The organism is Aphanothece hegewaldii CCALA 016 (assembly GCF_003007785.1).
Taxonomy (GTDB): domain Bacteria; phylum Cyanobacteriota; class Cyanobacteriia; order Cyanobacteriales; family Microcystaceae; genus Chroococcus; species Chroococcus hegewaldii.
The window spans coordinates 117,348-144,177 of sequence record NZ_PXOH01000011.1; the positions used below are offsets into that span (position 1 = coordinate 117,348).

The 26,830-nt window shown below is 38.4% G+C and carries 31 protein-coding genes and 1 pseudogene; 24 read left to right on the forward strand and 8 right to left on the reverse strand.

From position 1 onward, the window contains the following. Positions 1 to 123: 123 nt before the first annotated feature. The 13 genes from C7H19_RS12015 to C7H19_RS12075 all read left to right on the forward strand — a co-directional run bounded on the left by C7H19_RS12015 (position 124) and on the right by C7H19_RS12075 (position 9,894). A complete protein-coding gene (locus C7H19_RS12015) occupies positions 124 to 651 on the forward strand; it encodes a phycobiliprotein lyase (RefSeq protein WP_106457119.1) in 528 nt (175 codons plus the stop codon). 12 nt (positions 652 to 663) lie between these two features. Next, positions 664 to 1,269, forward strand: coding sequence for a chromophore lyase CpcT/CpeT (locus tag C7H19_RS12020; RefSeq protein WP_106457120.1), 606 nt, complete (start codon positions 664 to 666; stop codon positions 1,267 to 1,269). 55 nt (positions 1,270 to 1,324) lie between these two features. Further along, a complete protein-coding gene (locus C7H19_RS12025; RefSeq protein ID WP_106457152.1) occupies positions 1,325 to 1,630 on the forward strand; it encodes a CpeR family transcriptional regulator in 306 nt (101 codons plus the stop codon). Between the two features lie 39 nt (positions 1,631 to 1,669). Then, a complete protein-coding gene (locus C7H19_RS12030) occupies positions 1,670 to 2,728 on the forward strand; it encodes a phycobilisome rod-core linker polypeptide (protein ID WP_106457121.1) in 1,059 nt (352 codons plus the stop codon). 182 nt (positions 2,729 to 2,910) lie between these two features. Then, positions 2,911 to 3,153 (forward strand): ribbon-helix-helix protein, CopG family, encoded by a 243-nt coding sequence (locus C7H19_RS12035; RefSeq protein ID WP_106457122.1) that lies wholly within the window; start codon positions 2,911 to 2,913, stop codon positions 3,151 to 3,153. A 69-nt stretch (positions 3,154 to 3,222) separates the two neighbouring features. Beyond that, the gene (locus C7H19_RS12040) at positions 3,223 to 3,558 is read left to right on the forward strand and encodes a hypothetical protein (protein ID WP_106457123.1); all 336 of its coding nucleotides are present in this window, start codon (positions 3,223 to 3,225) and stop codon (positions 3,556 to 3,558) included. 124 nt (positions 3,559 to 3,682) lie between these two features. Next, positions 3,683 to 4,588, forward strand: a complete 906-nt coding sequence (locus C7H19_RS12045; protein WP_106457153.1) for an ATP adenylyltransferase family protein — start codon at positions 3,683 to 3,685, stop codon at positions 4,586 to 4,588. 17 nt (positions 4,589 to 4,605) lie between these two features. Further along, positions 4,606 to 5,178 carry a Uma2 family endonuclease gene (locus C7H19_RS12050; RefSeq protein ID WP_106457124.1) on the forward strand — a complete coding sequence of 191 codons (573 nt, stop codon included), beginning with the start codon at positions 4,606 to 4,608 and terminating at the stop codon, positions 5,176 to 5,178. A gap of 12 nt (positions 5,179 to 5,190) precedes the next feature. Beyond that, positions 5,191 to 6,753, forward strand: a complete 1,563-nt coding sequence (gene ggt / locus C7H19_RS12055; protein WP_106457125.1) for a gamma-glutamyltransferase — start codon at positions 5,191 to 5,193, stop codon at positions 6,751 to 6,753. 108 nt (positions 6,754 to 6,861) lie between these two features. Beyond that, positions 6,862 to 8,451 (forward strand): TolC family protein, encoded by a 1,590-nt coding sequence (locus C7H19_RS12060; RefSeq protein WP_106457126.1) that lies wholly within the window; start codon positions 6,862 to 6,864, stop codon positions 8,449 to 8,451. A 142-nt stretch (positions 8,452 to 8,593) separates the two neighbouring features. Continuing rightward, positions 8,594 to 8,890 (forward strand): 2Fe-2S iron-sulfur cluster-binding protein, encoded by a 297-nt coding sequence (locus tag C7H19_RS12065; protein WP_106457127.1) that lies wholly within the window; start codon positions 8,594 to 8,596, stop codon positions 8,888 to 8,890. Between the two features lie 85 nt (positions 8,891 to 8,975). Further along, entirely contained in the window at positions 8,976 to 9,086 is a 111-nt protein-coding gene (gene psbM / locus C7H19_RS12070) for a photosystem II reaction center protein PsbM (RefSeq protein WP_106457128.1), read from the forward strand. 163 nt (positions 9,087 to 9,249) lie between these two features. Next, on the forward strand, positions 9,250 to 9,894 hold the full coding sequence (locus tag C7H19_RS12075; protein ID WP_106457129.1) for an LON peptidase substrate-binding domain-containing protein: 645 nt from the start codon (positions 9,250 to 9,252) through the stop codon (positions 9,892 to 9,894). Positions 9,895 to 9,899: 5 nt separating this feature from the next. On the opposite strand, the gene pheA is transcribed toward C7H19_RS12075, so the two are convergent. Then, positions 9,900 to 10,763, reverse strand: a complete 864-nt coding sequence (gene pheA / locus C7H19_RS12080) for a prephenate dehydratase (protein WP_106457130.1) — start codon at positions 10,761 to 10,763, stop codon at positions 9,900 to 9,902. A gap of 171 nt (positions 10,764 to 10,934) precedes the next feature. On the opposite strand from pheA, the gene C7H19_RS25680 reads away from it, so the two are divergent. Then, complete coding sequence (locus tag C7H19_RS25680) at positions 10,935 to 11,111, forward strand: hypothetical protein (RefSeq protein WP_219907641.1); 177 nt, start codon at positions 10,935 to 10,937, stop codon at positions 11,109 to 11,111. Here the strand turns inward: C7H19_RS25680 and grrM are convergent, their stop codons facing one another. The 3 genes from grrM to grrP are packed head-to-tail and all read right to left on the reverse strand — an operon-like array spanning position 11,112 to position 13,603. Beyond that, on the reverse strand, positions 11,112 to 12,281 hold the full coding sequence (gene grrM, locus C7H19_RS12090; RefSeq protein ID WP_106457132.1) for a cyclophane-forming radical SAM/SPASM peptide maturase GrrM/OscB: 1,170 nt from the start codon (positions 12,279 to 12,281) through the stop codon (positions 11,112 to 11,114). 4 nt (positions 12,282 to 12,285) lie between these two features. Then, positions 12,286 to 12,690: a GrrA/OscA1 family cyclophane-containing rSAM-modified RiPP gene (gene grrA / locus C7H19_RS12095; RefSeq protein ID WP_106457133.1), complete on the reverse strand. Its 405-nt coding sequence runs from the start codon at positions 12,688 to 12,690 to the stop codon at positions 12,286 to 12,288. Positions 12,691 to 12,703: 13 nt separating this feature from the next. Beyond that, the gene (gene grrP, locus C7H19_RS12100; RefSeq protein WP_106457134.1) at positions 12,704 to 13,603 is read right to left on the reverse strand and encodes an extracellular substrate binding-like orphan protein GrrP; all 900 of its coding nucleotides are present in this window, start codon (positions 13,601 to 13,603) and stop codon (positions 12,704 to 12,706) included. 291 nt (positions 13,604 to 13,894) lie between these two features. Between grrP and C7H19_RS12105 the strand changes: the two genes are divergently transcribed. From C7H19_RS12105 to C7H19_RS12115, 3 genes are all read left to right on the forward strand, one after another. Beyond that, positions 13,895 to 14,473 (forward strand): DUF1997 domain-containing protein, encoded by a 579-nt coding sequence (locus C7H19_RS12105; protein WP_106457135.1) that lies wholly within the window; start codon positions 13,895 to 13,897, stop codon positions 14,471 to 14,473. A 19-nt stretch (positions 14,474 to 14,492) separates the two neighbouring features. Beyond that, a complete protein-coding gene (locus C7H19_RS12110; RefSeq protein WP_106457136.1) occupies positions 14,493 to 15,107 on the forward strand; it encodes a hypothetical protein in 615 nt (204 codons plus the stop codon). A 146-nt stretch (positions 15,108 to 15,253) separates the two neighbouring features. Then, positions 15,254 to 15,991, forward strand: a complete 738-nt coding sequence (locus C7H19_RS12115; RefSeq protein WP_106457137.1) for a sulfite exporter TauE/SafE family protein — start codon at positions 15,254 to 15,256, stop codon at positions 15,989 to 15,991. On the opposite strand, the gene C7H19_RS12120 is transcribed toward C7H19_RS12115, so the two are convergent. Beyond that, positions 15,983 to 17,977: an NAD(P)/FAD-dependent oxidoreductase gene (locus tag C7H19_RS12120; RefSeq protein ID WP_106457138.1), complete on the reverse strand. Its 1,995-nt coding sequence runs from the start codon at positions 17,975 to 17,977 to the stop codon at positions 15,983 to 15,985. The genes C7H19_RS12115 and C7H19_RS12120 overlap by 9 nt on opposite strands. Positions 17,978 to 18,125: 148 nt before the next feature. Between C7H19_RS12120 and C7H19_RS12125 the strand changes: the two genes are divergently transcribed. Continuing rightward, positions 18,126 to 18,368: a hypothetical protein gene (locus C7H19_RS12125; RefSeq protein WP_106457154.1), complete on the forward strand. Its 243-nt coding sequence runs from the start codon at positions 18,126 to 18,128 to the stop codon at positions 18,366 to 18,368. Positions 18,369 to 18,371: 3 nt separating this feature from the next. On the opposite strand, the gene C7H19_RS12130 is transcribed toward C7H19_RS12125, so the two are convergent. Beyond that, entirely contained in the window at positions 18,372 to 19,367 is a 996-nt protein-coding gene (locus C7H19_RS12130; RefSeq protein WP_106457139.1) for an aspartate carbamoyltransferase catalytic subunit, read from the reverse strand. Positions 19,368 to 19,787: 420 nt separating this feature from the next. Here C7H19_RS12130 and C7H19_RS12135 point away from each other — a divergent pair. Both C7H19_RS12135 and C7H19_RS12140 read left to right on the forward strand, forming a co-directional pair. Next, positions 19,788 to 20,987, forward strand: a pseudogene (locus C7H19_RS12135) (RNA-guided endonuclease InsQ/TnpB family protein); the annotation flags it as partial. 163 nt (positions 20,988 to 21,150) lie between these two features. Then, positions 21,151 to 21,795 carry a GUN4 domain-containing protein gene (locus C7H19_RS12140; protein WP_106457140.1) on the forward strand — a complete coding sequence of 215 codons (645 nt, stop codon included), beginning with the start codon at positions 21,151 to 21,153 and terminating at the stop codon, positions 21,793 to 21,795. Here the strand turns inward: C7H19_RS12140 and C7H19_RS12145 are convergent. Continuing rightward, on the reverse strand, positions 21,785 to 23,149 hold the full coding sequence (locus C7H19_RS12145) for an NAD(P)/FAD-dependent oxidoreductase (RefSeq protein WP_106457141.1): 1,365 nt from the start codon (positions 23,147 to 23,149) through the stop codon (positions 21,785 to 21,787). The two genes, C7H19_RS12140 and C7H19_RS12145, sit on opposite strands and share 11 nt — an antisense overlap. A 93-nt stretch (positions 23,150 to 23,242) precedes the next feature. Then, positions 23,243 to 23,839 (reverse strand): MiaE family protein, encoded by a 597-nt coding sequence (locus tag C7H19_RS12150; RefSeq protein ID WP_106457142.1) that lies wholly within the window; start codon positions 23,837 to 23,839, stop codon positions 23,243 to 23,245. A 130-nt stretch (positions 23,840 to 23,969) separates the two neighbouring features. On the opposite strand from C7H19_RS12150, the gene C7H19_RS12155 reads away from it, so the two are divergent. From C7H19_RS12155 to C7H19_RS12170, 4 genes are all read left to right on the forward strand, one after another. After that, positions 23,970 to 24,716: a metallophosphoesterase family protein gene (locus C7H19_RS12155; protein ID WP_106457143.1), complete on the forward strand. Its 747-nt coding sequence runs from the start codon at positions 23,970 to 23,972 to the stop codon at positions 24,714 to 24,716. A gap of 52 nt (positions 24,717 to 24,768) precedes the next feature. After that, the gene (locus tag C7H19_RS12160) at positions 24,769 to 25,176 is read left to right on the forward strand and encodes a DUF1622 domain-containing protein (protein WP_106457144.1); all 408 of its coding nucleotides are present in this window, start codon (positions 24,769 to 24,771) and stop codon (positions 25,174 to 25,176) included. Continuing rightward, positions 25,173 to 26,297 carry a glutamate 5-kinase gene (gene proB, locus C7H19_RS12165; protein ID WP_106457145.1) on the forward strand — a complete coding sequence of 375 codons (1,125 nt, stop codon included), beginning with the start codon at positions 25,173 to 25,175 and terminating at the stop codon, positions 26,295 to 26,297. The genes C7H19_RS12160 and proB overlap by 4 nt, the downstream gene beginning before the upstream one ends. Before the next feature lie 88 nt (positions 26,298 to 26,385). Continuing rightward, entirely contained in the window at positions 26,386 to 26,763 is a 378-nt protein-coding gene (locus C7H19_RS12170; protein WP_181280596.1) for a DUF1816 domain-containing protein, read from the forward strand. Positions 26,764 to 26,830: the final 67 nt, after the last annotated feature.

The window sequence follows — 26,830 nt, forward strand, 5'->3', positions numbered from 1 at the left end:
TCTTAATAAATCTAGATTTAGGTTTAATCTATTGTTTTATTAATGGTTTCATCTCTCTAAAACTCTTTCCTAATCTTCTCAAATTCTCTCTCATTCTAATTAATTAATATAAAGGGTTTTGTGATGGATATTACCAAATTTGTAGAAATGTCTCTGGGTCATTGGAAGTCGCAACGTAGCGCACATCATTTAGCATTCCGTCACTTTGAAGAAATAACTTCAGAAATTGAAATTACACCGCTAGAAAAAGATCACCCAGAAGTCATCAAATTGTGTCAATCCTATCAAATTGATCCCGATCTTATTACACATCCTTTTGCCATGAGTTGGGAAGGTGAATCAGACTGGGATGAAAAAGAAATCTTAAAAGGTTCAACAATATTAATTCCTATTCCCGATCCAGATAATGCCTCCAAAGGAAGATTATTAAGAGATCAAGGATATGCAGAAACCATACCCTCTGTGGGTCAATATTATTTTACAGAAGATGGCACATTTGTTCTTTTAACAGAGTATGATAGAGCTACAGCCGAAGAAAAAATCTGGTTTGCTTCTCCTAATATTCGTTTTCGAGTTTCATTAATTAAAACCAGTAGTGGTAGTGGTGTAGTTACTGCTTCTTTTTCCTCAGAAATTCGAGCTTTATCCTAATCTTCTTTTAATATGACTCAAAATGATCACACTAACTTACTAATGTCTCTTGCTCAGGTAATGGCTGGAGATTTTAGCAATCATCAACAAGCAAAAGAAGATCCTAAAAATTTTGCTCATATTCGGATTTTTTTTAGACCGCTACCCTTTGAATTTTTTAATGCTATAGGATTTTATTCCGAGCAGTCTTATGATTATGATATATGGAATCCTTATCGTCAAGGAATTCATCAATTAATCGACCAAGGAGAGCAAATTTATGTAGAAAATTATGGTTTAAAAGAAGCGTTTCGTTATGCGGGTGCAGGACATAACTTAGAAATTCTAAAAACTATCTCACCAGAGAATATTCAAAGACGGTGTAACTGTTCAATGATCTTTAGAAAACAAGAAAATTATTTTAGAGGAGAGGTAGAAGGGAAAAAATGTTTTATACCTAGAAATGGTCGTCAGACTTATTTAATTAGTGAAGTAGAAATCACCGAAAACACATGGGTTAGTTTAGATCGGGGTATGGATATTAATACTAATGAACAGGTGTGGGGATCGGCCGTTGGCCCCTTGAAATTTGAAAAACGCGCTAGTTTTGCTCAAGAATTACCGCAATTTATTAAATAATTCACTTAAATTTTTTGTCAGACGATCCATGAGTGTATCAGAATTACAAGTTGTTATGTTACCCCCTGTAGCCCGTAAAAAAATGCAGGCTTGGATAAGAAGTCGTCACCTGATTTGCTCTGGAAATTTCTTCATTTTTGAATCAGTAGAATATTCTGCGATCGAACGATTTGAAGAATGCGTAATTAGTTTAGGCGGTACTCTAATTTCAGTTGAACCAACTAAACGAATTTGGATGGGAAATCATCGTCAAGTCCTTCTTTATCAAGCCAAAGCAAGTTTACACACACCACATCATGAATTAAAACAATACTGGTTCAAATACGGTAGTTTTCAAACTAAATTTGATGACACTGTTTAAAAAGATTTCATTCTAATAATTATTTCGGAGAGTATTTCAATGACTACTAAATTTACATCACCCAGACTTGGTAATGCTTCAGAATTAGGCGTTAATTTATATGAAGATACCGCGCCGATACAACTGTTACCAGGAGTCGAAATCGAGCCGCTAATTCAAGCAGTTTATCGACAAGTTTTAGGAAATGCTTATGTAATGGAAAGCGAGCGTTTAAGTATCCCTGAATCTCGTATAAAAAACAACGAAATTACAGTTCGAGAATTTGTGCGACAAATCGCTTTATCTGACTTATATCGTTCTCGTTTCTTTGATCCTTGTTCTCGCTATCGTGCCATTGAATTAAACTTTAAACACCTATTAGGACGTGCTCCAGAAAGTTACGAAGAAATGCAGCAACATAGCCAAATTTTAGATGAGGGAGGCTATGAAGCAGAAATCGATTCTTATTTAGATAGCGATGAATATCAAGATGCTTATGGCGAAGATATCGTCCCTTATTACAGAGGTTATAAAACACAAAGTGGACGTAACTTAGCTGGATTTACCCACATATTTAAATTACATCGCGGCGCATCTAGTAGCGATAAAAATTTATCCCTTGGTAACTATTCTCGCTTAAATCAATCCTTATTAACCAATCGTCCTAGTAATATAACGCCTCCTTCTGGTGTGTCAACTTATGGCGGTTTGACGGATATTCAGAAACTATTATCCGAGGTATTAAAACCCAAAACACCTACATCCAGTCAATCAAGCTATACCCAACAAACTATTAATTATCCAGAATTACAACGTAAGTATAGTCAACAAGCTGAACAAATCAAAAAACTCCAATCTCAACTATCCGAACTTAGTTCATTTGCGAGTATCGGTGAAAGTGGGTTAAATAAATGGAATTCAGGTAGTGCATCAACTTCTAGTAGTAGTATTAGCGCGTCTAGTTCTTTTCAAAATCCTGAGACAGCTTTAGACTATGAAAGAGCCATAGAAGGACAAGCTAAACTGATTACAGAATTAGAAACCAAAATTGCCGACTCTCGAAGATTAGCCACCATTGGGGAAGCAAAACTCAATAAATGGCGTAGTCGCAGTTATTAGAAGATAGCTTAAAGTACATTTATTATTTTAGAGGCGCATCGACGATCGCGTCTTTATTTTTTTCTGCCATAAGCTATATACAGAAAGAACTATAAATATTGTTTTGTCATCTATATTACTGTGCTATACTGAAAAAGTCAGTAATATTTACTGCAATATAACTGAACTGCAAGGAGACAACTATGGCTAATCAATTTAAAGCCTCTGAAAAAGGAACAAAAATTCGACTTACTTTAGATGTGTCACAAGAACTCAATAATACATTGAACGAGTTGGCTGATGATGGAAATACCACAAAAAGCGATATTTTAAGACGTGCCATCGCTTTAATGGAGATTGCCGTAAAAGCTCAAAAGGAAGGCGGTAAAGTCATGCTTGTTAATAATGACAAGTCCGAAACAAAAGAAATTGTAGGACTGTACTAAATGGATTTAATAAACTTAACTCCTCAGTTTTTGGGGAGTTAACGCTTTAAAAAGAAATTCATCATAAAAATGAAAATTTTTGGCAAAAACAATCAAGACGATCAAGATAAAGAAAAGTCCGGTAAACTTGATGTTAATAAATATTCTAAAGACGAAAGATACGACCTTGAAATTCTTAAAGAACAAGGTAAACAAGCTAGAGAAAAAAGAGAGGGACTTAATAGCTTATTATTGCAGGGGACATCTTCTATTATTGCGCTCATGGCAGCAATCGCTTTATTTATCTTACCTGTTTCTAACGACGTTAAATCTCATGCCAAAGATATTCTAATTTTTATCGGTGGTGGTGCAAGTGGATATGTAATAAAAGAAGCCAATAAAAAAAATGACAAAGATGCCGAATGATAAATTAATTTAGCTTGACGTACAAAAGTTGTTTAAAAAATCTACAAAATTTTATAAAAATTCTAGCAATACAGCCGCTCATTTCGGCAAATTATTTAACAGAAAAGCTAATTTAAAATTAACTATGACCGAAACCCTTATTCTAGAACCCGATACCCTGTGGAATAAAGTGATCACCCAAACCCAACACGCCCTCTTGTGTGGTGCATTACAACCGATTCTGACTGAATACGAAATCATCGGAGATACAGGGGTTCCTTTTTTGGTTCGGATTGTGACGAATTTAGCCCGTAAAGATGCAGCAAAGCAGGAAGAGGACAAAAAAGTCAAAACAGAAGGTAAGCCGTTTAATCCCTTTTTACCCTACGATAAAGAGCTATTTGTTACTAATATTTCTGACACCCATTTATGTTTATTGAATAAATTTAACGTTGTTGATCATCACTTACTCATCGTAACGCGGGAATATGAAGATCAAGACAACTGGTTAACGCGAGAAGATTTTATCGCTTTGGGAGCAACTTTAGCTCAAATTGATGGTTTAGGTTTTTACAATGGTGGAAAGTTAGCGGGTTCGAGTCAACCTCATAAGCATTTACAGTTAATTCCGTTTCCTTTCCTACCCGAAATTCGCCTACCGATCGATTCAGAGATCTCATCAGTCCAGTATAATTCGGATCAGATTGGGATTATTCCTTGTTTTGAGTTTATTCATGCGATCGCACCTTTAGAACAAAATTGGGTACAATCTCCTGTAGAGTCTGCACCAACTCTTTTAGAAATTTACTATAAACTTTTAAAAACAGTTCAGTATGAAATCAATAGCCCCAAACAAACTGGAGACTATAATTTATTAATTACACGAGAATGGATAATGATTGTACCGCGTACTCAAGATAGTTATCAGTCTATTGGTGTGAATGCTGTCGGTTTTGCGGGTGCATTATTGGTTCGTAATATTGAACAATTAAAAATATTAAAAGAAATTAGACCATTAAATTTACTCTCTAATGTCGCTAAACTGAAATAAAAAAGGAATATATAGATATGCTTCAAACGAAAACAGAACCCATTAAATTTACTGTATCAGATCTAGAAGCCTTGGCTTATATTAATAATGACAAGAAATATGAAATTATCGACGGAGAATTATTTGTGACAAGATCCCCTCACATTTATCATCAAGATGCTAGTGGAAATGTTTATTTTGAATTACAAGCTTGGTCAAAAACGATAGGTACAGGTAAAGCTTTTTTAACACCGGGCATTGTCTTTTCAGAATTTGATAGTGTGATTCCTGATGTAATTTGGATTAGTCACGAAAGATTAGCAGTTTTATTAGATGAATCAGGACATTTAACGGGTGCGCCAGAATTAATTGTTGAAGTGCTTTCCCCCGGTAGTAAGAATGAGATAAGAGACAAAGAAGCCAAGCTTAAATTATATTCAATTCGAGGTATTCAAGAATATTGGCTCGTTAACTATATTTTGAAAAAAGTTGAAGTGTATCGTCGAGATCAGGCACAATTAAAACTGATTGCTACTTTACATGAAAATGATGTCATAACGTCGCCTCTTTTACCTGGATTTTCTTGTCAGATACAACAATTTTTTATCTAAAAAGGAATCAGAATGGGTAAAAAAACACGTGGCGCGATCGCAGCAGGACACCCCAAAACCGCAGAAGCAGGACAAATTATCTTTGAATTAGGGGGTAATGCTTTTGATGCTACACTTGCGGCGATGTTAGCATCATTTGTTGTCGAATCAACTTTAACATCTGCGGGGGGCGGCGGTTTTTTATTAGCCCATACCCAAGAAAAAGAAAACATTTTATTTGATTTTTTTAGTCAATCTCCTTTACAAAAAAAGCCTTTAGATCAAATTGATTTTTATCCAGTTGATGTGAATTTTGGCGATGCGATCCAAGAATTTAATATTGGACTCGGTTCAATAGCAGTACCTGGAAATATTTTAGGAATATTTAAAATTCATCAAAAATTAGGCACTTTGCCTTTTAGTGTCATAGCCGAACCTGCGATTCATTATGCAGAAAATGGCTTTATCATGACTAATTTTAATGAATTTAGTTATCGTTTATTAGAACCCATTCTGTTAGCTTATCCCGAAAGCCGTAAGATTTATGCACCACAAGGCAGCTTATTAAAAGAAGGCGAGATATGTTATAACAAAGACTTAGCTCAGAGTTTGCGAGAACTTGCCAAAAATGGTTTAGAAACATTCTATCAAGGTGAAATAGCGGCTCGAATGCTCAAAGATTTATCAGTAGGAGGTTACTTAACACAAGATGATTTATCCTGCTATCGAGTCATCGAACGAAAACCCCTCAAAATTAATTATAGAGGATATGAATTATTAACCAATCCGCCCCCAAGTTCTGGCGGAATTTTAATTACTTTTGCCCTAAAACTATTAGAAAAGATTGATTTATCTAAAATTAAGTTTGGTAGTCCAGAACATCTCAATATTTTAATTCAAGTCATGGAATTAACCAATCAAGCAAGAAGTCAAGAATATGATAACTCTTTATATCAGAACAATATTGCAGAAATTTTCCTCGCTGATGAATTACTCAAAGACTATCATCAAGAATTAAGTAAAACTAATAAATGGGGCAGTACAACTCATATTAGCGTTATCGATGAAGATGGCAATGCAGCGAGTGTAACTACATCTAATGGGGAAGGCTCATCTTATGTGATTCCAGGGACAGGAATTATGTTAAATAATATGTTAGGAGAAGCCGATCTTAATCCTTTGGGCTTTCATAACTGGACTTGTAATCAACGCATATCATCGATGATGTCTCCTACCTTGATTTTACAAGAGGGTCAACCCAAATTTGTTTTAGGCTCAGGTGGTGCAAATCGCATTAGAACAGCCATTTTACAGGTTATCTTAAACTTATTAGATTTTAAATTTCCCTTAGATGAAGCGGTGAATCACTCTCGAATTCATTGGGAAAATAATATCTTAAATATAGAGCCTTCATCTGATCGAGATTTAGCCATTAATAACTTAGAGCTTTCCCCATCTGCTAAAATTTCTCTGTGGCAAGAACAAAATATGTTTTTTGGGGGAGTTCACGCAGTCGGAATAACACACACAAAGAAAATAGAAGGAGTAGGAGACGCTAGACGCAAAGGGATCGCGCTCATCGAAAATTTAGAGTAAGCAAAGCCGAAAAAAACGTATATATTGAGTAAATGATGAAACTGCTTTCATGATCACCACTTCACATAACAACTCATATTTTAATAGCCAATCAATCATAATAAACCCATGCTAGTTATTCGTTCATTCACAAATATTGGTAGCAGTTTAGCCTTATTGCTCATTGTCGGACAACAAGTTACCGCTCAAACTCCGCTATCAGAAGTTGTATCAAATAGCGGCTCAACCAGTCAAACAACAAGTCAAACTCTTCCCCAGACAACCCCAGATCCCGCACAAGCAGAAGACTTACTCCCTTTACCCAATAGAAATGATCAAAGCAATAAGTTTGAAAGAGCGCCAAATTATCTAAATCCTAGTGGCAATCCGCTCATTTTTCCCACTGTACCCGATGAAGTCGATATCAAAACAGTTCAACCCATTAGTTTAAATCAAGCCATTGAATTAGCCTTACAGAATAATAAAGATTTACAGTCGGCTAGAATACAACTTACACAAAGACAAGAACAACTCACTGAACAAAGAGCTAGACTATTTCCGGCTCTAGATGCACAATTTAATTTTTCTCGTGATTCTAGTATCAGTGCAGCCCAACAAAATTTACAGCTGAGAAGACAGGCTGAAGCTGCAGGACAGGATTTTGTAGGTATTAATAAAGAGAGTACGAATGCAACGGGACAATTAAGCTTAACTTACAATATTTATACTGGAGGAGAAAGAGCAGCCCAACTCAAACGCGCTGAAAGAGAAATAAAACGTCAAAAGCTAGAAGTAGAACGAGCAGCCGAAGAAGTTCGCTTTCAAGCAGCAGACAACTATTATCAGTTACAACGGCGAGATGCAGAAGTAGCGATCGCACAAGCTGCCATTGAAGACGCAACCCAAAGTTTACGGGATGCTCAACTCCTAGAACAAGCGGGACTCGGCACACGTTTTTCTGTACTACAAGCTGAGGTAGATGTAGCACGGGCAAATCAAGAGTTAACGACAGCTATTTCTAATCAACGCATCGCTAGACGGACTTTAGTTCAGCTTTTAAGTTTAGGTCAAAAAGTCGAATTAACGGCAGCCGATGCCATTCGAGAAGCGGGAAACTGGCCTATTTCACTAGAAGAAAGTATTGTTCTAGCTTATAAAAACCGTTCGGAATTAGAACAACAACTCGTAGCACGGGATATTGGCGAACAGGATCGTAAAATTGCTCTATCAGAAATTAAACCTAAAGTTGATTTCTCCGCTAACTATGAATATGCTGATAATTTCGACGACGAAATTAGTGTTGTTGATGGTTATAGTTTTGTGGCGACAGCAAGATGGCGGTTTGTTGATGGTGGTCGAGCTTTCTCACGAGCCAGACAAGCCGATCGTCAAATTGACTTAGCTAATAACGAATTTGCTAGAATTCGCAATCAAGTTCGTTTGGAAGTAGAACAATCATACTATCAAATGGTGGCTAACCAAGAAAATATTCAAACCGCCGCTTTGAGTGTGGAATCTGCGACAGAAAGCCTCAGACTCGCCCGTTTACGCTTCCAAGCAGGCGTTGGAACCCAAACCGATGTTATTAACTCTCAACGGGATTTAACCGATGCTAGAAGCCGATATTTACAAGCGATCGTCGATTATAATCGTTCCTTAAATGACTTACAACGTTCTGTTAGTAATTGGCCTGATGGTCGTTTGTTTGAATTACGATAAATTGATGATTGTCGGTAGGGGCTTGGTCGCCAAGTACAGACGCGCCATGGCGCGTCTCTATTACACCATAGTGATACAATGTAAAAAAAACTTAATATTATTTAATATTAACTAAGCAAAGGATTGGGGTAGAGATTACAGTATGTCTAATATCACGTTTATTAAAGAAAATAAGCTAGTTGTAGCGGCTGATGGGGCAAATTTACGGGAAAAAGCCTTACAAAACGGAATTGACATCTATACACTAAAAGGAAAACTGATGAACTGCGGGGGATACGGTCAATGTGGGACTTGTGTCGTCGAAATAGTCGAAGGATTGGAAAATTTATCCCCAAAAACGCCTTTTGAAAAACGGGTTTTACGGAAAAAACCCCAAACATACCGTCTCGCTTGTCAAGCCTTAGTAAATGGACCAATTACTGTTAAAACCAAACCTTAATTGTTAAAGGTTGTTATTTAGTCAATTGCCGATGTAATGATATTCTAAGAAATGGTTGTTCATCATTATTTCGAGGGGAACTGTCATGCAAGTCAACGATCTTGGATTTATTGCTACCATTTTATTTGTTTTAGTCCCTACCGTTTTCTTACTCATTCTCTATATTCAAACCAACAGAGATCAAAGAGAAGGTTAAAATCGTTTAATAATAGTCAAATTATCAACGTGCAAGGGGAAAACCGACAAATTTGGTTAGCCCCGCTTTTTTTAGGTTTCTCACGCTTACCACTCAAGACGAACCACCCAAAAATCCGTTAAAGTATAAATAAACGCACTCTCGATCGCCTTTAAGCTGTTATATGACATCTTCATCTTCTTCTATTGCTGTAAGAGAACTTCCCTTATTTCCCCTCCCTGAAGTTGTGTTATTTCCAGGTCGTCATCTTCCTCTTCACGTTTTTGAATTTCGCTACCGTATTATGATGAATACCATCTTAGAAGAGGATCGCCGTTTCGGTGTGTTAATGGTTGATCCGGTAGAAGGTGGTATTGCTAAAGTGGGTTGTTGTGCAGAGATTCTACGTTTTCAACGACTACCAGACGATCGCCTAAAAGTTTTGACGGCAGGTCAACAGCGTTTTAGAGTATTAGAATATACTCGTGAAAAACCCTATCGCGTTGGTTTAGTAGAATGGATTGAAGATCATCCCCCCACCCAAGATTTAAGACCAATTGCCAAAGAAGTTGATAAACTCTTAAGAGATGTCGTTCATTTATCAGCCAAGTTAACCGATCAAAAGATTGAACTTCCTAACGATTTACCCAATCTTGCCACAGAACTATCTTACTGGGTTGCTAGTAACTTGTATGGAGTTGCCAGCGAACAACAAGCATTATTAGAAATGCAAGATACTTTTAAACGCTTAGAAAGAGAAATTGAAATATTAACCTCTACCCGTAATCATTTAGCCGCTAGAACCGCTTTAAAAGATGCTCTCAAGTGATTTAATTACAGTTCAGATAAGATTGAGGGTGATATAGGCGTAACACAATACTGTCCAAAAATCTTGATAATTTCAGTATGAGTGGCTAATTCGCTTAAGGCTTCTTGGGTGAGGGTATGATCATATTGAATCTCAAGATCGATAAAAAATAAATATTCTCCAAGCGATCGCCGTGTTGGACGCGACTCAATACGCGATAAGTTTATCTCTTTACTGGCAAAAACTTGTAAGGGTTTCACCAACGCACCTGGAACATTTGCGGGTACACTAAAGCCCAAAGAAATCTTATTTCCCACCGTACTAGGTGTTAAACCCACCACCCAAAAACGCGTACAGTTATCGGGATAGTCATTAATATTGGTGGCTAAAACTGGTAAATCATAGAGTTTAGCAGCCCTAGGCGATGCGATCGCTCCAGATGTCGGATCTTGATTAATCTCTGATAACGCTTCTGTCGTCGAATTAGTCGGAATTAACTTGACTTTTGGCAGAAAATGTGTTAGCCAGCGTTGACATTGTGCTAAAGCTTGCGGATGAGAGTAAACCGTTTTTAGTCCTTGTAGCGATGTTCCGCGAGAAAGAAACACATGAGAAATCGGTAAAACTAACTCTTGTTGAATGTTCAGTTGTTCGAGTTGCCACAGCGTATCTAAGGTAATCGTAACACTTCCCTCGGTCGAGTTTTCCACTGGTGCAATTGCCAAATTGGCCTCTTTTGTTGCGGCAGCCTGTATGGTTTGAGCAATACTTGGATAAGGATGTAAGATAATTTCTTCATTCATTGTATCCGCTAAAAAACGAGCGTAGGCTAAAGCTGCGGTTTCCGAATTCGTTCCTATTGGGCCAAGATATGCAAGCGAAATCGCCATAAACAGTGATCATGAGTCGATAATACTTTACTTTACTCCTTAATGTAGGTCATGGGAACCGAGCAAAGTATTTACTTCCTAAGTTTCCTTGCTTTTCTAACCTTTGACTTTTGTTATTACATAATTGATTGGACTACGATAAGCATTAGGGTAGGATTGACTGAAAAAATCATGAAAGGTTTAATTATTCCGTCTCTTGTTATACTAGCTACAGGTTTTGTAGTAGAGATGGTTTCGGCTGACCCAAATCGAGAAGCTACTACAGCCGAATGCAATCAAGTCGTACAAGTGATCAAAAATAAAAACTGTAGGGATGTCGATCGATATCAATCTAACAAAATATATTAATTAACTGACTGGTTCATTTAATAGTAAAGTTTCCAATCGATCGAGAATCAGATCAGTAACACACTTAACTCGATAAAGACAAGCATTTGTCTGGGTTGAGCGAAACGTTCCATTCTCCCAGTATTTATTACTACCCGCGCCCCCTCCACAAACACCAAAATAGGGACAAGTTTCTCGACAAGCTATCACTCCTGCTTGCATATCCTGATAAACGCGCCAGAATTTTTCTGTATAACAAGCTGACTCAAAGGAACTCGAAAGAACATTGCCGAAAATAAAATCGCCGTAAGTTTCCGTTTTTACCGAAAGTAACTCAGGATCAAATGTAGAAAAATTCCCTTGATGATCGATATTAATAATCATAAAAGGACGATTCATATCAGTATGATTTAAGCGATCGTCTGCATAAATAAGACTACAAAGGGTTTCAAATTCCCTAAGTTTAAACTTTCCTTCAGTTGCCGTTACTAACTCCCAAAACCTCGCCATAAACGCACGATAACGCTGTTCTATTCCAGATTGATTGAGAGAAGAAATCGGATGAACTCCCTCGCTTTCTTCCATATTAAACCCGACATCAGTAATTCCGTTTTCCCAGAAAAAATTAAAAATTTCATCAGGATAATTTAAGGAATCTTCAGTTAAAACAGCGATCGCATGAACATCAATCTCGTGTTTTTGCAGGAACGAAATCCCGCGTAAAGTGCTCCCATGACTTCCTAAACCTTTTCGGGTTTTCCGATGCGCGTCATGAAGAAAAGCCGGTCCATCGATACTAACCCCGACATAAACCGAATGTTTCTTAAACAGATCGCACCAAGCATCATTAATTAACGTAGCGTTCGTTTGTACAGAGTGGCAAAAACCGTAACCCTTGGTATTATATTGGTGGCTCATCGATTCGATCAAGGCGAAAGCGGATTCATAAAAGTTAACAGGAACGGCTAACGGTTCCCCTGCGTGCCAACAGATCGTAAAATCATCTTCTAAAAAACGGCTTGTAAAAATTGCCTTGAAAATCGGTTCGATCAACTCTAACGATAAAGTGTTTTTTAAATGACGATCGGGCAAATAACAGTAATCACAATTAAGATTACAAAAAGATGTCGGTTGAACGACCACTAAAGCGATCGGTCCAAAATCCGACCAATTTAATACAGGCTTACTCATCTTTTTAACGACGATTTAAAAAACCGCCCCCCGGTCGAACATTACCAAAACCGCCCCCATTAAGCCAACCTGGACGGAAATTATTAAAACCACCAAAATCAGACCAACCATTTCCCCAAGGTCGAGCATTAGCAAAACTTCCACGAGATCCGTCAGCCCATCCCCCTACACGACTATTCACCCAACCTCTATTTCCTCTACCGTCGCCCCATCCAAAAGCTTGTAGAGTGGGATCTTCCGATGGATTCGGCAGTTGCTCGATCCGTTCTCGCATGGCAGAGGAAAGACGGCTTAAACGTGCTTCGATCGTCGTTGGTTGCTCTGTAGTTGCCTGTGCGGTAGAGGGAATATTCAAGGCGGCTATAACGAGAAGAAAACCAACTAAACCCGTTTTATTAGTAATATTCATTTTATCTATCCTGTTATTTGCTTGTTTTCGGGTCAATTTGAGCGTGTTCGATAATAGTAAAGCTAAAAAATCCTTTTAGGAGATCTGGGGGAATGGGTACAAGTCCATCTGCACCAAACCAGCGATCGATCTTCGCAACGGTGGGGGCATCTTCAGTAACGTAGTCTTGCATCATCTTGACGATCGAATAATTGACCAGATCAAGAAAAGTAGAATTATTTTCGGGAACCATACAAGCTACCCCAAAACGAGCGTAAGGCTCTTCTGGAACCATCTTATAATCTTTTGGATTTTCTCGGAGGATGCTTCCTGCTAGGGTTACGCTATCTCCTGCGATCGCATCGACTCTATTACTTTTGAGGGCTTCTATTCCCTCCTCTACCGTCTCGTAGGTGGTGGTAATAGTAACCTTCGGCTGTACTAATTTTAAAACATTCTCAGCGACGGAATTCCGAACAACGGCGATCCGCTTACCTATTAAAGATTCTGGAGTGGATAGATCGACTCCTTGTTTAGTTAACAAACGAATGCCAGAAATAGCGTAACTGGTGGAAAAATCGACGATTTTCGCCCGTTCCCAAGTGAATGCCGTATCACAAGAAATATCGATCTCGCCGCTACGAAGTAGATTAATTCTTTGTCCTGGGTCGTTTGCTTCGATCATCTGTATGGTAACAGTCCGACCGAGGTTTGTCTGTAGGTTTTCTCTCACTCTTTCGAGAAGATCGATCGAGTAACCGACTAATTCTCCTTTATCGTTGATGTATGAATAGGGGATCGCATCAAAGCGTGTTCCTACTGTTAAAAATCCCGTACGTGCCACCTTTTCGACTACCGTTTCTGCCTGTACTAGACTCGGCAACAAGAACGGTAACAATAAGCCAAACCAAGCCATCTGTAGTGTTTTTTTCATACTTAAGTGACTTTTCTCTTACTTTCTGTAACTATAGCTGAACTGTGAAGAGCGATCGTGTATTGCTCAACATTTTTTAGTTATTGCTTGCTCAACGTTTTGGCTATTTTGTCAAATAAATTTAAGAAAAGTACAATATATCAGTCAAAATTCTTTAAAAAACAAAATATTTACCGAAATAATCCAAAAAGCAGTATGATGACGAAAGTTTAATGCAAAAAATCTTTAAGAATTGTAAAATAAGATTAATATAAGCAAAGAATCTGAGAACACTAGCTTAAAAAACTGTCTATGGAAGTTCGTTTTACAGCCTCAGAATCAGTAGAAATACAGGTTGAGGAACAAACCAGACCCATTCAGCATTATCTAAGACAACCACAACGTCTAGTAAATGCGATCGCTGATCCTAAGTTAATGGAAGCTTTATCAGAAGACTTGTTTTTACTGAAAATGCGTCCTCTTAATTTCATGGACATTTATCATTTTCAGCCGACTGTAATCTTAAAAGTATGGTCAACCCCAAAAGGAACACTCTATCTACAATCTCAAAGTTGCGAGATTCGTGGGATTGATTATATCAATAACCGCTTTTTCTTAAATGTTACTGGGATTCTATCACCCCAACAGCGTCAAGAGCAAACCTATTTAGTCGGAAGAGCGGACTTAGAGGTTAAAGTTGCGTTACCCCCGGCACTATGGTTAACACCAAAACCTTTATTAGAAGTGGCTGGAAATGGACTACTCAAAAGTGTTTTAGTTAGAATTAAACAAAGAATACTCAGTCATCTTTTAAACGACTATCAGCAGTGGACAAAAGATGAGCCATTACTGGAAAGCTTACCCGCACAAACTTTACCTGTTCTAGAATAAGTTTACAGCATAAGTTGATATGCCCTATAGTCAGTTTACTTCTGTTGGTAAAGTCAAGGAAACATTTCAGTTGAGAACGATAGAAGGTGTTCGTTTTTTACCAGAACTTGAGCCTATTACACCTTCTGAAACGCTCTTAAATTATTTAGCTGAAAGTCTCCCTGTAGCAATTGCGACAGGCAGTGAAAAAGCTCGGAGTGAAGGCATTGTTTATCCTGTTTTATTAGAAGTTCGACGTTTGCTGAACCGTGAAATTAGCCTCTTTTCAGGTGAAGATTTTACCGTTGATGAAAGTGTTGGACTTAATGGCGTATGTGACTTTCTTCTGTCTCGCTCTCCAGAGCAATTAGATATTGAAACTCCTGCTGTGATTATTATTGAGGCAAAAAAAGCGGATCTTAAATCAGGGTTAGGACAGTGTATCGCTTCTATGATTGCGGCTCAACGCTTTAATGAAGCTAAAAACCGAAGCATTCCCACAATTTACGGCAGCGTCAGCAACGGTTCTCAATGGCGATTTATACAACTACAAGGTTCTATTGTAACGATCGATCTAGCTGATTATCCTCTACCACCTGTTGACCAAATTCTCGCTTTTCTCGTATTTATGGCGCAAAATTGTGCATTAAATTAGCTCAATTACTTTTTGATAATTGGGATCACTTCCTCTTTTGTATTGTCTTCTCTGCTGCTTGAGGAGATTTATTAAGAGCGAATTGGAGACAAATAAGTTATATTAAGATAATCAAATCTTAAATTTTTCTTAAGCTTAAGCAATAAATGACGCTGCTCATCCTTGCGTTAGCCAGTTGTACGGGTTGTTTTTTGAGTACCCTTGCAGGTGGTGGTAGTCCTCTGATTCTAATTCCAGTTTTAGGCATCTTTCTCGACTCATCGGCTATACCTCCCGTCATTACGGTTGGTATGTTTATTGGCAATAGTCAACGTTCTTATTTATATTGGAATAATATAGATTGGACGATGACTCGATGGTATTTACCAGGTGCGATCGTTGGTTCGGTGATCGGTGCCTTTATTTTTACTAAAATACAGTTTGAATGGTTATCTTTAGTCTTTGGCATCCTCTTAATCTTATCGACGCTTAGTTATATTGGCAAAGGTACCAAACCTAGATTTCAAGTACAAGCTTGGCACTTTCTCCCCGCAGGAATGATTTATGCTTTCTTATCGGGTTTAGTCGGCAGTATGGGGCCAATTTTAAACCCATTTTATCTAAATTACGGACTCGATAAAGAAGATCTCATCGCTACCAAAGCCTTTCATATGATTATTGTCCATTTTGTGAAAATAATTGCTTATATTGCTTTTGGAGTTATGACAAGACCTAATTGGGGTTATGGGATATTATTGGGATTAGCCGCATTACCGGGTAATTGGTTCGGACAAAAAATATTAAACCAAATGAACCCCCAACAATTTCGCCAAATGGTCATAAGTTTTGTTGGAGTCAGTGGCATGATCTTAGTATGGGAACAAAGACACGTCTTTTTACCTTAAGCTATAGGAAAAACTTAATAAGCGCAACCATAACGACGGATATCGTTTTAAGAGCCAAGGTTGAGCATCTTTTAACCAACTTCTAAACCAAGGGCTAAATAAAGCATTTTTCAGCCCATCTAGGGTAAAATCGGCATATGATCCCAACCATCGGATCATATCTTTATATCCTGCCATTTCTAGTATCCAAATTAATAATGCTGGATTTTTTCGCGCTGCTTTTATCGCTAACCGAGTAAATGTCATCCAGTCGGTTTTATCCTTAATAAAAGTATCGGCGACTTCTTTTGGTTCATCCGCTAATAAACCAAAAAAGGTGTTTAGCATTGAATTAACCCGTTGTGGGGGTAAAGTTTTCCCCGTCGGTACCATCATTCCTTTAGAGAATAACCATGTCACCGCAACATTACTTTGATACGCTCGAATTAATTCTAAATCATCCGCTTTTAGTAAATCATGTTTGAGGGCAGTATCTAACAGATGGGTTAAACGGGCTAAATTTCGCACCAAAGAACCAAACCCTGTAAAAATGAGAGGAGACTGGAGAGATGCCGCGTCACCAATGGATAATAAACGATTATAGGAAATTTTGCGATCGCTTTTACTGGTACTAAAATGACCAGGAATATAACCAAACGTCGGCTTTTTCCAGATTAATTCATCCATATTACACCGTCGATACTCTGGCAAAATTGTAAAGAAATCTTCATACATTTCCAACAACGAACCAGGATTATCTCGATGTACTTGATGATAATGAAATAAATAAATCGTTAACTCGTCTTCTTCTGCGGGAAACAATTCCCAGATTAATTGTCGTCCTTTGGAAATATCGCCATGAGAATTTAAAACATCTCCATATTCACTATCCCACACCCCCGGTTTAAACCCAGAAACCACCGCCCCTACCGTCGGGCAAACACTATCAAATGCCCGTTTTCCGTTGAGTTGCCAAGCAATAGGAGACGCTGTACCCATCGCATCAACTAGAAGCCTTCCGGTGACTTGTTTTGCTTCTCCTGTACTCATATGGGCTAAACTAACGGTAACCTGTTGCGGTTCTATTTCTGCTTGAATAAACTCGGTTTCATCCCAAATTTCACCCCCTGCTTGTCGTAATTTTTCGCCGCACAACTGGAGGAATTTTTCTGAATTAATGGCAATATTTAAGACTGTTGGCGTGTGTAAAACAGGTGATTTCAGATGAGGCGGGTTATTTCCATCAAAAAACTTACTATAACCGTCTTTATATTCTCTGGCGATAACCTGTTCAAATTCATCCCTATTAAACAAACCTAAATCAATTAAACACTGAAACTCTGAACGTGAGATATTCCATTCACGGTTCATGCGTCCAAATGCTAATCTTTCAATTAATAGAACACGATATCCCAAACGCGCCATCACTGCGGCATGAATTACCCCTAATGCACCGCCAATATAAATTAGATCATATGTTGGCACATTATTAGAAGTAGTTTCTTTAATTAAAATAACTTGTTTGGGTTCTTGTGGGTTAGCGGAACTCTCACGCCATCTTTTTTCCCACCAATAAACTCGTTGTAAGTCGAATTCACCTTTCGGCATTTCCCTGAAAAAATGTACGGTTTTTGGATAATACGGGGCAAGAGATTCAAAAATATTAGCTTGAGATAAATCTATTTCGGGTAATGAGGGATACTGCGGAGGGAATGCCGTTTCTATTGCTGATAATAACTGCTGACAAATTCGTTTTTGTTTTTGCGTGGGCTGCTCCCAACAAAATACTTTAAGATAAGTTGTTCGTTGCAGTGACCAAACAAAAATAGATAATTCATTTTCGGGAATTTTAGTGACTTCGGCTGAAGTATTTTCAGAAAGTTGTAAACGAATTCCATGCGGTGTAACAATTCTTAACCCTGTCTCAGGTTGCCATTGTTGCTGTAACCAATGACAGACAGCATCTGTATTCGGCGTAGGGATTTCTCTATAGAGGATTTCTTGCATCGTTTAATAAAAATTCAATCTATCAAATTACGGATATCTACCGAATCCATTCGGTAAAAAGTACGCTATAGTACCAGATACGATAATCTTAAAAAACTTTAAAAAAATTTACATTTTTCAGCTAATGAGTTTAACATATCAAGTCATTATGAATTATCCCATACCAAACACAGCAGATGAAATCAACGCCCTACGTCATCGTCCCGTAAACGGAGATGCCATTTTAGCAGCGATCGCAGGTACAATTAAAATTGCTCGTTCTCAAGGTCAGTCCTTAGATGACTTAACAGCAGAAGTATTAGCCGAAGATACTATTTTAGACCAAATGCAGCGTCGTTGGCTGAGTCAGATTGTTACTCAAGCCTGGCAAAATCTACCAGAAAGCTTGTAATAACTAGACTTCCGCTTTCAATGTTCCTATTAAATATAATAAAGCCATCCGCACCGCAACCCCACTGGTTACCTGTTGAGAAATCAAACTGACAACCGGATCATCCATCAAATCCGAACTAATTTCAACACCTCGGTTAACGGGTCCTGGATGAAGAACTTTTACAAAAGGTTGACAAAGTTTCAAGCGTTCTCTAGTAATACCGTATCTGAGATGATATTCCCGCAAACTCGGTAACAAATGATTGGTCATGCGTTCCCGTTGGAGTCGTAACGTCATCACAAAATCAGCATCTTGGATGGCTGGTTCTAATTTCCAGTGTAAGAATAATTGACCACGATGGGAAGAATTAGCCAAACCCGCGAATAACTGAGGTAATAAAGTGGGTGGGCCGACTAAATGGACATCAGCCCCCGCCGCCGTTAGACTCCAAATATTAGAACGGGCTACCCGTGAGTGTAAAATATCCCCTACAATAGCGATTTTTTTGCCCTGTAACAGTTCCAAACGAGGGTTTTCATCATCCAACAAGCAACAGAGAGTAAACAGGTCTAAAAGGGCTTGTGAGGGGTGTTCATGCTGTCCATCACCCGCATTAAGGATACTTACACCCGATTGTAAACGATCCATTTCATCTGCGATCGCATGACAAACCCCCGCTTGTTGATGACGAATCACAAAAATATCGGTACCCATCGCCAAATAGGTTTTAGCCGTATCAAGAATTGTTTCACCTTTGGTTAAAGAAGAACTTCCAGGCGCGAAATTAAGAACATCCGCAGAAAGTCGCTTGGCCGCTAGTTCAAAACTACTACGAGTCCTAGTCGAAGGTTCAAAAAATAGATTTGTCACGACTTGCCCTTGCAAAGCGGGAACTTTTTTCGTGCGTCGTGAAAGGACTTCACGGAAACTAGAAGCCGTCTGGAGTAAAGATTCATATTCTGCGGCAGTCCAATCCGCTAAACTGAGAATATGTTGGCGAGTCCAAGTCGAAGCCATGTAACAAACAGCCAGCCAGCAATTATTGTCTATGGTTATTCAAAACATGGTTATTCAAAACTTTGAATTTTGTTGTGAACGGATACCATAATATTCCGCCAAACTCTAAAAGTCTTTTAGTCAACTATGTTTTAGAGGTTTTATCTATCTCATTTACAGGTAGTTTTCTTTGACTAAGATCCTAAAAACTGTCTGTAGAGGATAATAATCCAATGAAATAGATACCTAGTTTTAGTGTGAGAACGTCTCACAGATTAAATAGTATCACAAATTGACAAAGTTTTGAGCAATTATTTATGATGCTATTTTTAAAAGTCGCGGAGATGAATGCCGACCAGTAAGAACCCGCGAAGCACCGCTACATAGTTGACATTTCTTGTAGAACATAGTAATATAGCTCTAAATTAAGGGTCGAAAAAATTGCTTACTTGTAATTATCAGTTTAAGTTAAAACCTACCTTGCGACAGATTGTCGAGATAGAAAAATATCTTACAGCTTGTCGTAAAGTTTGGAATTATGCTTTAGCCGAAAGGAAAGATTGGAGCAATTCACGAAAAAGTAATATAGATAGATGTTCTTTAGAAAAAGAGTACATTATCCCTGCTGATGCTCCTTATCCTTCATACAAATTACAAGCAGCATCCTTGACCGAGGCTAGAAAAGTCTGCACTGATTTAAAAGAGATAAATGCCCAAGTTTTACAACAAGTGCTACGTCAACTAGACAGAGCATTTGCTGAGATGAAATCTTTAAATAAAGGATTTCCTCGATTTAAGAATAAATACAGAATGAGGTCATTTGTCTTTCCTCAATTTAAAACAAATCCAATTACCAACAATTACATTAAATTGCCTGGAATTGGAGTAGTTAAGATGAAATTATCAAGACATATTCCTCAAGGATTTATTCTCAAACAAGCAAGAGTAATTAGAAAAGCTTCAGGATATTTCATCAATCTTTGTTTTCAAGCTTCGGTCAATGTACCTAATCCTTACCCTCATGGGTTACCGTTAGGAATCGATATCGGTTTGGATTATTTCGTAGCCACTTCTAACAATGAACTAATTAAAAGACCTAAATTCTTTAACAAACTTCATCGCCAGCTGAGATTGCTGCAAAGAAGATTAAAGAATAAAAAGAAAGGGTCTAATAATCGTTATAAGTTAAATAGAAAGATAGCGAGGGTTAATCAAACCATATCAGATACAAGGAAAGATTTTCACTACAAATTGTCCCATCGTCTTTGTGATGGGAATGGGATGATATTTGTGGAAGATATTGACTTTAAAGCTTGGGGTAGAAATATGCTTAGTAAGCACAATCTAGATGCCAGTTTTGGTCAATTCTTTGAAATACTGTCTCATGTCTGTTGGAAAAGAGATGTTTACTTTGCCAAAGTCAACAAAAATTATACTTCACAAATATGTCCTAACTGTGGAGTTCATACAGGCAAAAAGAAACTCAATGAGAGAACACATACTTGTCCTGAATGTGGATTCACTTGTAATCGAGATTTTGCAGCTAGTTTAGTAATAAGAAATCGGGGAGTCGGTGTGGTCTTGGGGTCTCCCCAAGTAGAGCAACTGACGTGGATAAATGCGGTCGGGCAGTCCGTGTTATAAAATGCTTGTGGAGATGGTCTGTCGGGGTTTGATAGTAATATTAAGCTAGATAAGAATCTGTGAAGCAAGAATCTCCCGACGAGTGCGACGTAGGAGCTTGACGGAGAGAGTGTCAATCTAAGACGTTTGGTAGCTTCAATAAAAAAGGAAATTTTCTTTTATGATTCGACTGTCGATTTTAAAAAAATTAACGTTAACCGTTATTTTATGTGCATTACCTTTAAATACAGTTCTTTCTCAATCAACACCAAGCAGCAGTAACCTATCTCCCAGCAGTAATGATGCTACGTTAATCTCACCCACCACTCAAATTGATTATGCTCCATTACGAATACTTTTAGCAACGCAACAATGGCGACAAGCCAATGAAAAAACCATAGAATTATTATTACAAGCGACTGGACGAAGTAAACAAGGATGGATACCGCCAGAAACTTTAAAAAAGCTATCCTGTTGGGATCTCAAAACCATCGATAGTCTTTGGCGAGAATATTCTAATAATCGTTTTGGATTTAGTACTCAGTTTCCTTTATTTATTAAAACAGGTAATCGTCCAGGGCGGTTAATTGATGACGAAGCGTATCAGAAATTTGGTGATTTAGTGGGTTGGCGAAAAAACAGTGATTGGATCGTTTTTAAAGAAGACCTTAACTATACTTTAAATGCTCCAGTGGGTCATCTTCCAACACCTAGACAACAATATCAGTTTGCGGGTGGCAGATTAGAATATACCACCCTTGCTCAAACTATGATTAGCTGTGGTTTAGTCACTTATTCACCACCAAAACCCGTAATCAAACCTTAGCCGTAGCGGGGCTTTCTACCTTGTTGATTGATGGTTCGTAGGACGTGTCTGGAATCAAAGAAGCGAGATCGGATGAAGCTTCACCCGTAATCAGACGCGCTCCTCTACCATGAGTAAAATAATTCCACCCCCACTCTAACATCACAATTAACTTATTATCAAATTCGATAAGGTAATAAATATGCGCCCAAACCCAAATAAACCAAGCAATAAACCCAGATAAATGGATAAATTTTAAATCGATAACAGCCGCATTTTGCCCGATAACCGCTAAACTTCCTGCATCCGAATAAGTAAAAGGCTCAAGGGTTTCACCTATTAGACGTTTTTGAATTAATTTAGCGATATATTTGCCTTCTTGAACCGCAACTGGGGCAACACCGGGTAAAGGTTTATCGCCTTGGTGGGAAAAGTTCGCTAAATCTCCAATGACAAAAAGATTCGGATATCCGGCAACACTAAGATCAGATTCTACCATGACACGACCTGAGCGATCGATCTTAGCTTGGGCGCGTTGGGCAATAATTTCACCCATTTTAGACGCTTTGACACCAGCAGCCCAAAGAACCGTTTTAGCAGAAATTTGCTGAATTTCGTCGTTTACTTTCACCGTCACGAGATCTGCTTTAATATCAGTTACCATCGCTTTCGTCATCACAGTAACACCGCGACTTACTAGGGTTTTTTCGGCTTTTTCCGACAAATCTGGTGTATAGGGCGGTAATAAGCGATCTAACCCTTCAATCAGGATAATTTCGGCATCACCCGGATCGATCCGACGATAATCACCTTTGAGGGAACTATTGGCAATTTCGGTAATGGCTCCAGCCAATTCTACACCCGTTGGCCCTCCTCCAACAATAACAAAAGTTAACCAGGCTTTTTGTTGTTCGGGATCACTTTCTTTTTCTGCTGCTTCAAAAGCGGCAAAAATCTGACGACGCATATTAACCGCATCTTCAACCGTTTTTAAACCAGGGGCGTAAGCTTTCCAATGATCATTCCCAAAATAATGATGACTGACACCTGTGGCGACAATTAATGTATCGTAGGGTACAGGAGGATGATCGTTGAGGATAACTTGTTGTGCGTCTGGATCGAGATCAATCACTTCATCTAAAATAACTTGGGTATTTCGATGATTTCTAAGAACAAGACGCAGGGGTGTCGAAATATCAGCCGGAGAAAGAGTACCTGTAGCGACTTGATAGAGAAGAGGCTGAAAAAGATGAAAATTGCGCTTATCAATCAGAGTAACATCAACAGGAGCGTTTTTTAAAGCTTTGGCTGCATTTAAGCCCGCAAAACCTCCGCCAATAATTACAACTTGAGGCTTTTTATTTGTCTGATTCATCGTTTTTTTTAGAACTCGTTGACTATCAGTCTAAAGGCTCTCTTTTAAATAGACCGTCTATCTTGAACAATAATTTTAGCTTTTGCGATATATTCAACTATGTATTCTCGGTTCGGGGTGTAGGGTAGATAAAATTTCACTTTCGACTGTTGCGAGTTCATCTAATCTTTGCTGTACTAAATCTCTATCAAAATAAGTATCAGCTAAAACCCAATATATGCCATAATGACGTGCTTCAGAAGCCATTAAACTACGATAAAATTTAGCTAATTCTGGATCTGGGCAATGTTCCCCTAATAATCCTAATCTTTCATGGGAACGCGCTTCAATTAAGGCGGTCATGAGTAAAGAATCTAATAAACGATGGGGTTCTTGTGGACGTACTTGCGCTTTTAGGGTTGAACCATAAGGGGGAGGATTTAGAGGGGCTAAAGGAATTCCACGACGATCTAACCATTGATTTACCAGTTCAAAATGTTCTAATTCTTCTTGGGCGATCGCTGTTAATTTTCTCACTAATGGTGCATGAGAAGGATAACGAAACATAAAGTTAATGGCGGCACCTGCTGCTTTGCGTTCACAATGGGAATGATCCAAGAGAATGAGATCTAGATTAGCGATCGCTTGTTCAATCCATGAGTCTTGAGTGGGTTTTTTCAGTAAATTAATTTTTGCTGTAGTTGAAATCACTTGTTTAAAGTTTACAAACTTTTTTTAGTTTAACTCGATCATAGAAAACTTTTTGTTTTGAAAATGGGTATATTAATCATATATTTAGTCTCACAAGGGTAGATTTGCTGCTAAATGCAGTAAAAATTATATGACCCATCGACGTATTGTTATCGGTGATGTACACGGCCATTATGAAGCTTTGTTAGTTTTATTAGATGCGATCGCGCCTAATGCTAGTGATGCTATTTATTTTTTGGGTGATTTAATTGATCGTGGTCCCCACAGCGCCCAAGTTGTCGATTTAGTTAGAAAATACCATTATCGGTGTTTACTGGGAAATCATGAACAAATGCTCTTAGAAGTTTTGGGGGGGAAAATGGCTACCTCAGAAATCTTCCAAGACTGGTTATACTGTGGCGGATATCAGACTTTACTCAGTTATAACTACAAAGTCCCTCAAAATCATATTGAGTGGATGAAAACATTACCCTTATATTTAGATTTAGGTGATGTTTGGTTAGTACACGCGGGCGTACATCCCCATTTTCCCATTGAAGATCAAAGCGTCGATCAATTTTGTTGGATTCGAGACGAATTTCATTGTATGACAGAACCCTATTTCCCCAATAAACTGATTATTACAGGTCATACGATTACTTTTACTTTTCCTGGCATTGAACCAGGTAATCTAGCATTAGGGGCAGGATGGCTAGGCATTGATACGGGTGTCTATCATCCCTATAGTGGATGGTTAACGGCTTTGGATATCGATGAACAATTAGTTTACCAGGTGCAAACGAAAACTCGTGAGTTACGCAAAATACCGCTACCCGAAATTGTGACACGGGTTGAGCCAGAAATGGTACACGCCAAAAGAATGAAAGCACAAATTTAATTCTTTAGCGCAATAATTGAATAAAGATTGTTTGAATTTAAAAGACTAATGAATGGAATTAACTCATCATTTAGAAGCAGGTCTTAGAGAAGTCGTCGCGTTATTTAAGTTTGCCTTAGAATTTATTTCAGTCTTGTGTGTTTTATTAGGTACGATTGCTACCTTACAATTATTTACGAAAGGATTGCGATCGCATTTACCCATTCCGTTTTCTCAACTGCGATTACGTTTTGGAACTTGGTTAGCAATGGCCTTAGAATTTCAGTTAGGGGCTGATGTTTTGGCGACTACGGTAGCACCCACCATTGATGTTTTAATCAATTTAGCGGCAATTGCTGTGATCCGAACATTTCTTAACTATTTTCTTCATAAAGAATTAGAAAATGAAAAGCACGAAACAGAAAGACAGCAACTCTTAACCTCAGCCACTCACAATGAAATTATCGATAAAGACAGATGAACGATCGCCAAACTATTGTTATAAAAATTGGAACTTCTAGCCTAACTCATCCGACGACGGGTCAACTCGCATTATCGACGATCGCTACTCTTGTCGAAACCCTAACCCAACTTAGACAGATGGGGTATCGGGTCGTATTAGTCTCATCAGGTGCAGTTGGAATCGGCTGTAGTCGCCTCAATTTGACCGAGCGACCCAAAAAGATGTCACTAAAACAAGCCGTTGCAGCCGTCGGACAAGGGCGACTGATGCGAATTTATGATGATCTGTTTAGTGGACTCGGACAAGCGATCGCCCAAATTCTCCTCACCCGACGCGAGTTAATGGATCGCAGTTGTTATGTGAATGCTTACAATACTTTTGAGGAACTCTTTGAATTAGGGGTAATTCCCGTCGTTAATGAAAATGATACGGTAGCCGTCGATGAATTGAAATTTGGCGATAATGATACACTTTCGGCTTTAGTAGCGAGTTTAATTGAGGCGGATTGGCTTTTTATTCTAACCGATGTCGATCGTCTTTATTCGGCTGATCCCCGTTTATTTCCCCATGCTCAACCGATCAGTTTAGTGCGTTGGTCTGAACTTGCACAACTACAAGTAGAAGCGGGTTCAAGTGGTTCTCAGTGGGGTACTGGAGGAATGGCGACTAAATTAGCAGCAGCGCGGATCGCTACGAGTGCGGGGGTGAAAATGGTCATTACAAGCGGTAAAAAGCCCGAAAATATCAGTAAAATCTTACAAGGGGAAGAACTCGGCACACAGTTTGAGCCACAACCACGCACCGAAAACGCTCGAAAACGTTGGATCGCTTATGGTTTGCTGCCGATGGGTCAGTTATATTTGGATGAGGGAGCAGTAAAAGCCATTTGTATAGGAGGAAAATCTCTTTTAGCAGCAGGAATTATTAATGTAAAAGGAGATTTTACCGCATCAGATGCCGTTCAGTTATGCGATCGCCAAGGAAACGAAATAGCGAGAGGTTTGGTGAATTATAGTAGTAATGAGATTGAACGCCTCAAAGGTCAACGTTCTGAAGTAATTCCGAAGTTATTAGGATATGAGGGCGCTGAAACGGTGATTCATCGAGATAATCTCGTGATTTTGTCGGTTTCTATGTAAAAATAACATCAAAAATTTGCATTAAATTAAAAAATAAACAACTTTTTGAGTTTATCTTGCTAATGTTGTGATAGAGTGACCAACGACTATGAAAGGAAGTTTGGAGCCAAGCGGAAACTTGAACGAGCGTCTATTTCTCTATGAAGTCGTTATGCCCTCTAATAATGAGGACGTGCGATCACCATCTCATTATCGTCAGAGTCAATTTACTCTTAAAGTCCCATATCGTCGCATGAAACAAGAACTACAGCGCATTACTCGCCTAGGCGGAAAAATTCTTAATATTACGCCCTATGATTCTAGTTTGATGGTAAATCTTCCCTGGTGGATCGAAATTGAAACAAGCCAACCAAATTGTTTATACTATTTTGGCCCATTTGATGCGATCGATGAAGCTCGTTCTTATGAGTCTGGATATCTTGAAGATTTAAGACTCGAAGGCGCACAAGGAATTAGTGGGACTTAAACGAGAAACCAGAGGAAATAAGGGTAGAATAATTACTATGTAAACGTCTCACGTTAAATTGATTGCC

What these genes read in the sequence shown, in the direction of transcription:
- C7H19_RS12015 (WP_106457119.1), top strand. Translation starts at nt 124, where the DNA reads ATGGATATTACCAAATTTGTAGAAATGTCTCTGGGTCATTGGAAGTCG.
- C7H19_RS12020 (WP_106457120.1), top strand. Translation starts at nt 664, where the DNA reads ATGACTCAAAATGATCACACTAACTTACTAATGTCTCTTGCTCAGGTA.
- C7H19_RS12025 (WP_106457152.1), top strand. Translation starts at nt 1,325, where the DNA reads ATGTTACCCCCTGTAGCCCGTAAAAAAATGCAGGCTTGGATAAGAAGT.
- C7H19_RS12030 (WP_106457121.1), top strand. Translation starts at nt 1,670, where the DNA reads ATGACTACTAAATTTACATCACCCAGACTTGGTAATGCTTCAGAATTA.
- C7H19_RS12035 (WP_106457122.1), top strand. Translation starts at nt 2,911, where the DNA reads ATGGCTAATCAATTTAAAGCCTCTGAAAAAGGAACAAAAATTCGACTT.
- C7H19_RS12040 (WP_106457123.1), top strand. Translation starts at nt 3,223, where the DNA reads ATGAAAATTTTTGGCAAAAACAATCAAGACGATCAAGATAAAGAAAAG.
- C7H19_RS12045 (WP_106457153.1), top strand. Translation starts at nt 3,683, where the DNA reads ATGACCGAAACCCTTATTCTAGAACCCGATACCCTGTGGAATAAAGTG.
- C7H19_RS12050 (WP_106457124.1), top strand. Translation starts at nt 4,606, where the DNA reads ATGCTTCAAACGAAAACAGAACCCATTAAATTTACTGTATCAGATCTA.
- ggt (WP_106457125.1), top strand. Translation starts at nt 5,191, where the DNA reads ATGGGTAAAAAAACACGTGGCGCGATCGCAGCAGGACACCCCAAAACC.
- C7H19_RS12060 (WP_106457126.1), top strand. Translation starts at nt 6,862, where the DNA reads ATGCTAGTTATTCGTTCATTCACAAATATTGGTAGCAGTTTAGCCTTA.
- C7H19_RS12065 (WP_106457127.1), top strand. Translation starts at nt 8,594, where the DNA reads ATGTCTAATATCACGTTTATTAAAGAAAATAAGCTAGTTGTAGCGGCT.
- psbM (WP_106457128.1), top strand. Translation starts at nt 8,976, where the DNA reads ATGCAAGTCAACGATCTTGGATTTATTGCTACCATTTTATTTGTTTTA.
- C7H19_RS12075 (WP_106457129.1), top strand. Translation starts at nt 9,250, where the DNA reads ATGACATCTTCATCTTCTTCTATTGCTGTAAGAGAACTTCCCTTATTT.
- pheA (WP_106457130.1), bottom strand. Translation starts at nt 10,763, where the DNA reads ATGGCGATTTCGCTTGCATATCTTGGCCCAATAGGAACGAATTCGGAA.
- C7H19_RS25680 (WP_219907641.1), top strand. Translation starts at nt 10,935, where the DNA reads ATGAAAGGTTTAATTATTCCGTCTCTTGTTATACTAGCTACAGGTTTT.
- grrM (WP_106457132.1), bottom strand. Translation starts at nt 12,281, where the DNA reads ATGAGTAAGCCTGTATTAAATTGGTCGGATTTTGGACCGATCGCTTTA.
- grrA (WP_106457133.1), bottom strand. Translation starts at nt 12,690, where the DNA reads ATGAATATTACTAATAAAACGGGTTTAGTTGGTTTTCTTCTCGTTATA.
- grrP (WP_106457134.1), bottom strand. Translation starts at nt 13,603, where the DNA reads ATGAAAAAAACACTACAGATGGCTTGGTTTGGCTTATTGTTACCGTTC.
- C7H19_RS12105 (WP_106457135.1), top strand. Translation starts at nt 13,895, where the DNA reads ATGGAAGTTCGTTTTACAGCCTCAGAATCAGTAGAAATACAGGTTGAG.
- C7H19_RS12110 (WP_106457136.1), top strand. Translation starts at nt 14,493, where the DNA reads ATGCCCTATAGTCAGTTTACTTCTGTTGGTAAAGTCAAGGAAACATTT.
- C7H19_RS12115 (WP_106457137.1), top strand. Translation starts at nt 15,254, where the DNA reads ATGACGCTGCTCATCCTTGCGTTAGCCAGTTGTACGGGTTGTTTTTTG.
- C7H19_RS12120 (WP_106457138.1), bottom strand. Translation starts at nt 17,977, where the DNA reads ATGCAAGAAATCCTCTATAGAGAAATCCCTACGCCGAATACAGATGCT.
- C7H19_RS12125 (WP_106457154.1), top strand. Translation starts at nt 18,126, where the DNA reads ATGAATTATCCCATACCAAACACAGCAGATGAAATCAACGCCCTACGT.
- C7H19_RS12130 (WP_106457139.1), bottom strand. Translation starts at nt 19,367, where the DNA reads ATGGCTTCGACTTGGACTCGCCAACATATTCTCAGTTTAGCGGATTGG.
- C7H19_RS12140 (WP_106457140.1), top strand. Translation starts at nt 21,151, where the DNA reads ATGATTCGACTGTCGATTTTAAAAAAATTAACGTTAACCGTTATTTTA.
- C7H19_RS12145 (WP_106457141.1), bottom strand. Translation starts at nt 23,149, where the DNA reads ATGAATCAGACAAATAAAAAGCCTCAAGTTGTAATTATTGGCGGAGGT.
- C7H19_RS12155 (WP_106457143.1), top strand. Translation starts at nt 23,970, where the DNA reads ATGACCCATCGACGTATTGTTATCGGTGATGTACACGGCCATTATGAA.
- C7H19_RS12160 (WP_106457144.1), top strand. Translation starts at nt 24,769, where the DNA reads ATGGAATTAACTCATCATTTAGAAGCAGGTCTTAGAGAAGTCGTCGCG.
- proB (WP_106457145.1), top strand. Translation starts at nt 25,173, where the DNA reads ATGAACGATCGCCAAACTATTGTTATAAAAATTGGAACTTCTAGCCTA.
- C7H19_RS12170 (WP_181280596.1), top strand. Translation starts at nt 26,386, where the DNA reads ATGAAAGGAAGTTTGGAGCCAAGCGGAAACTTGAACGAGCGTCTATTT.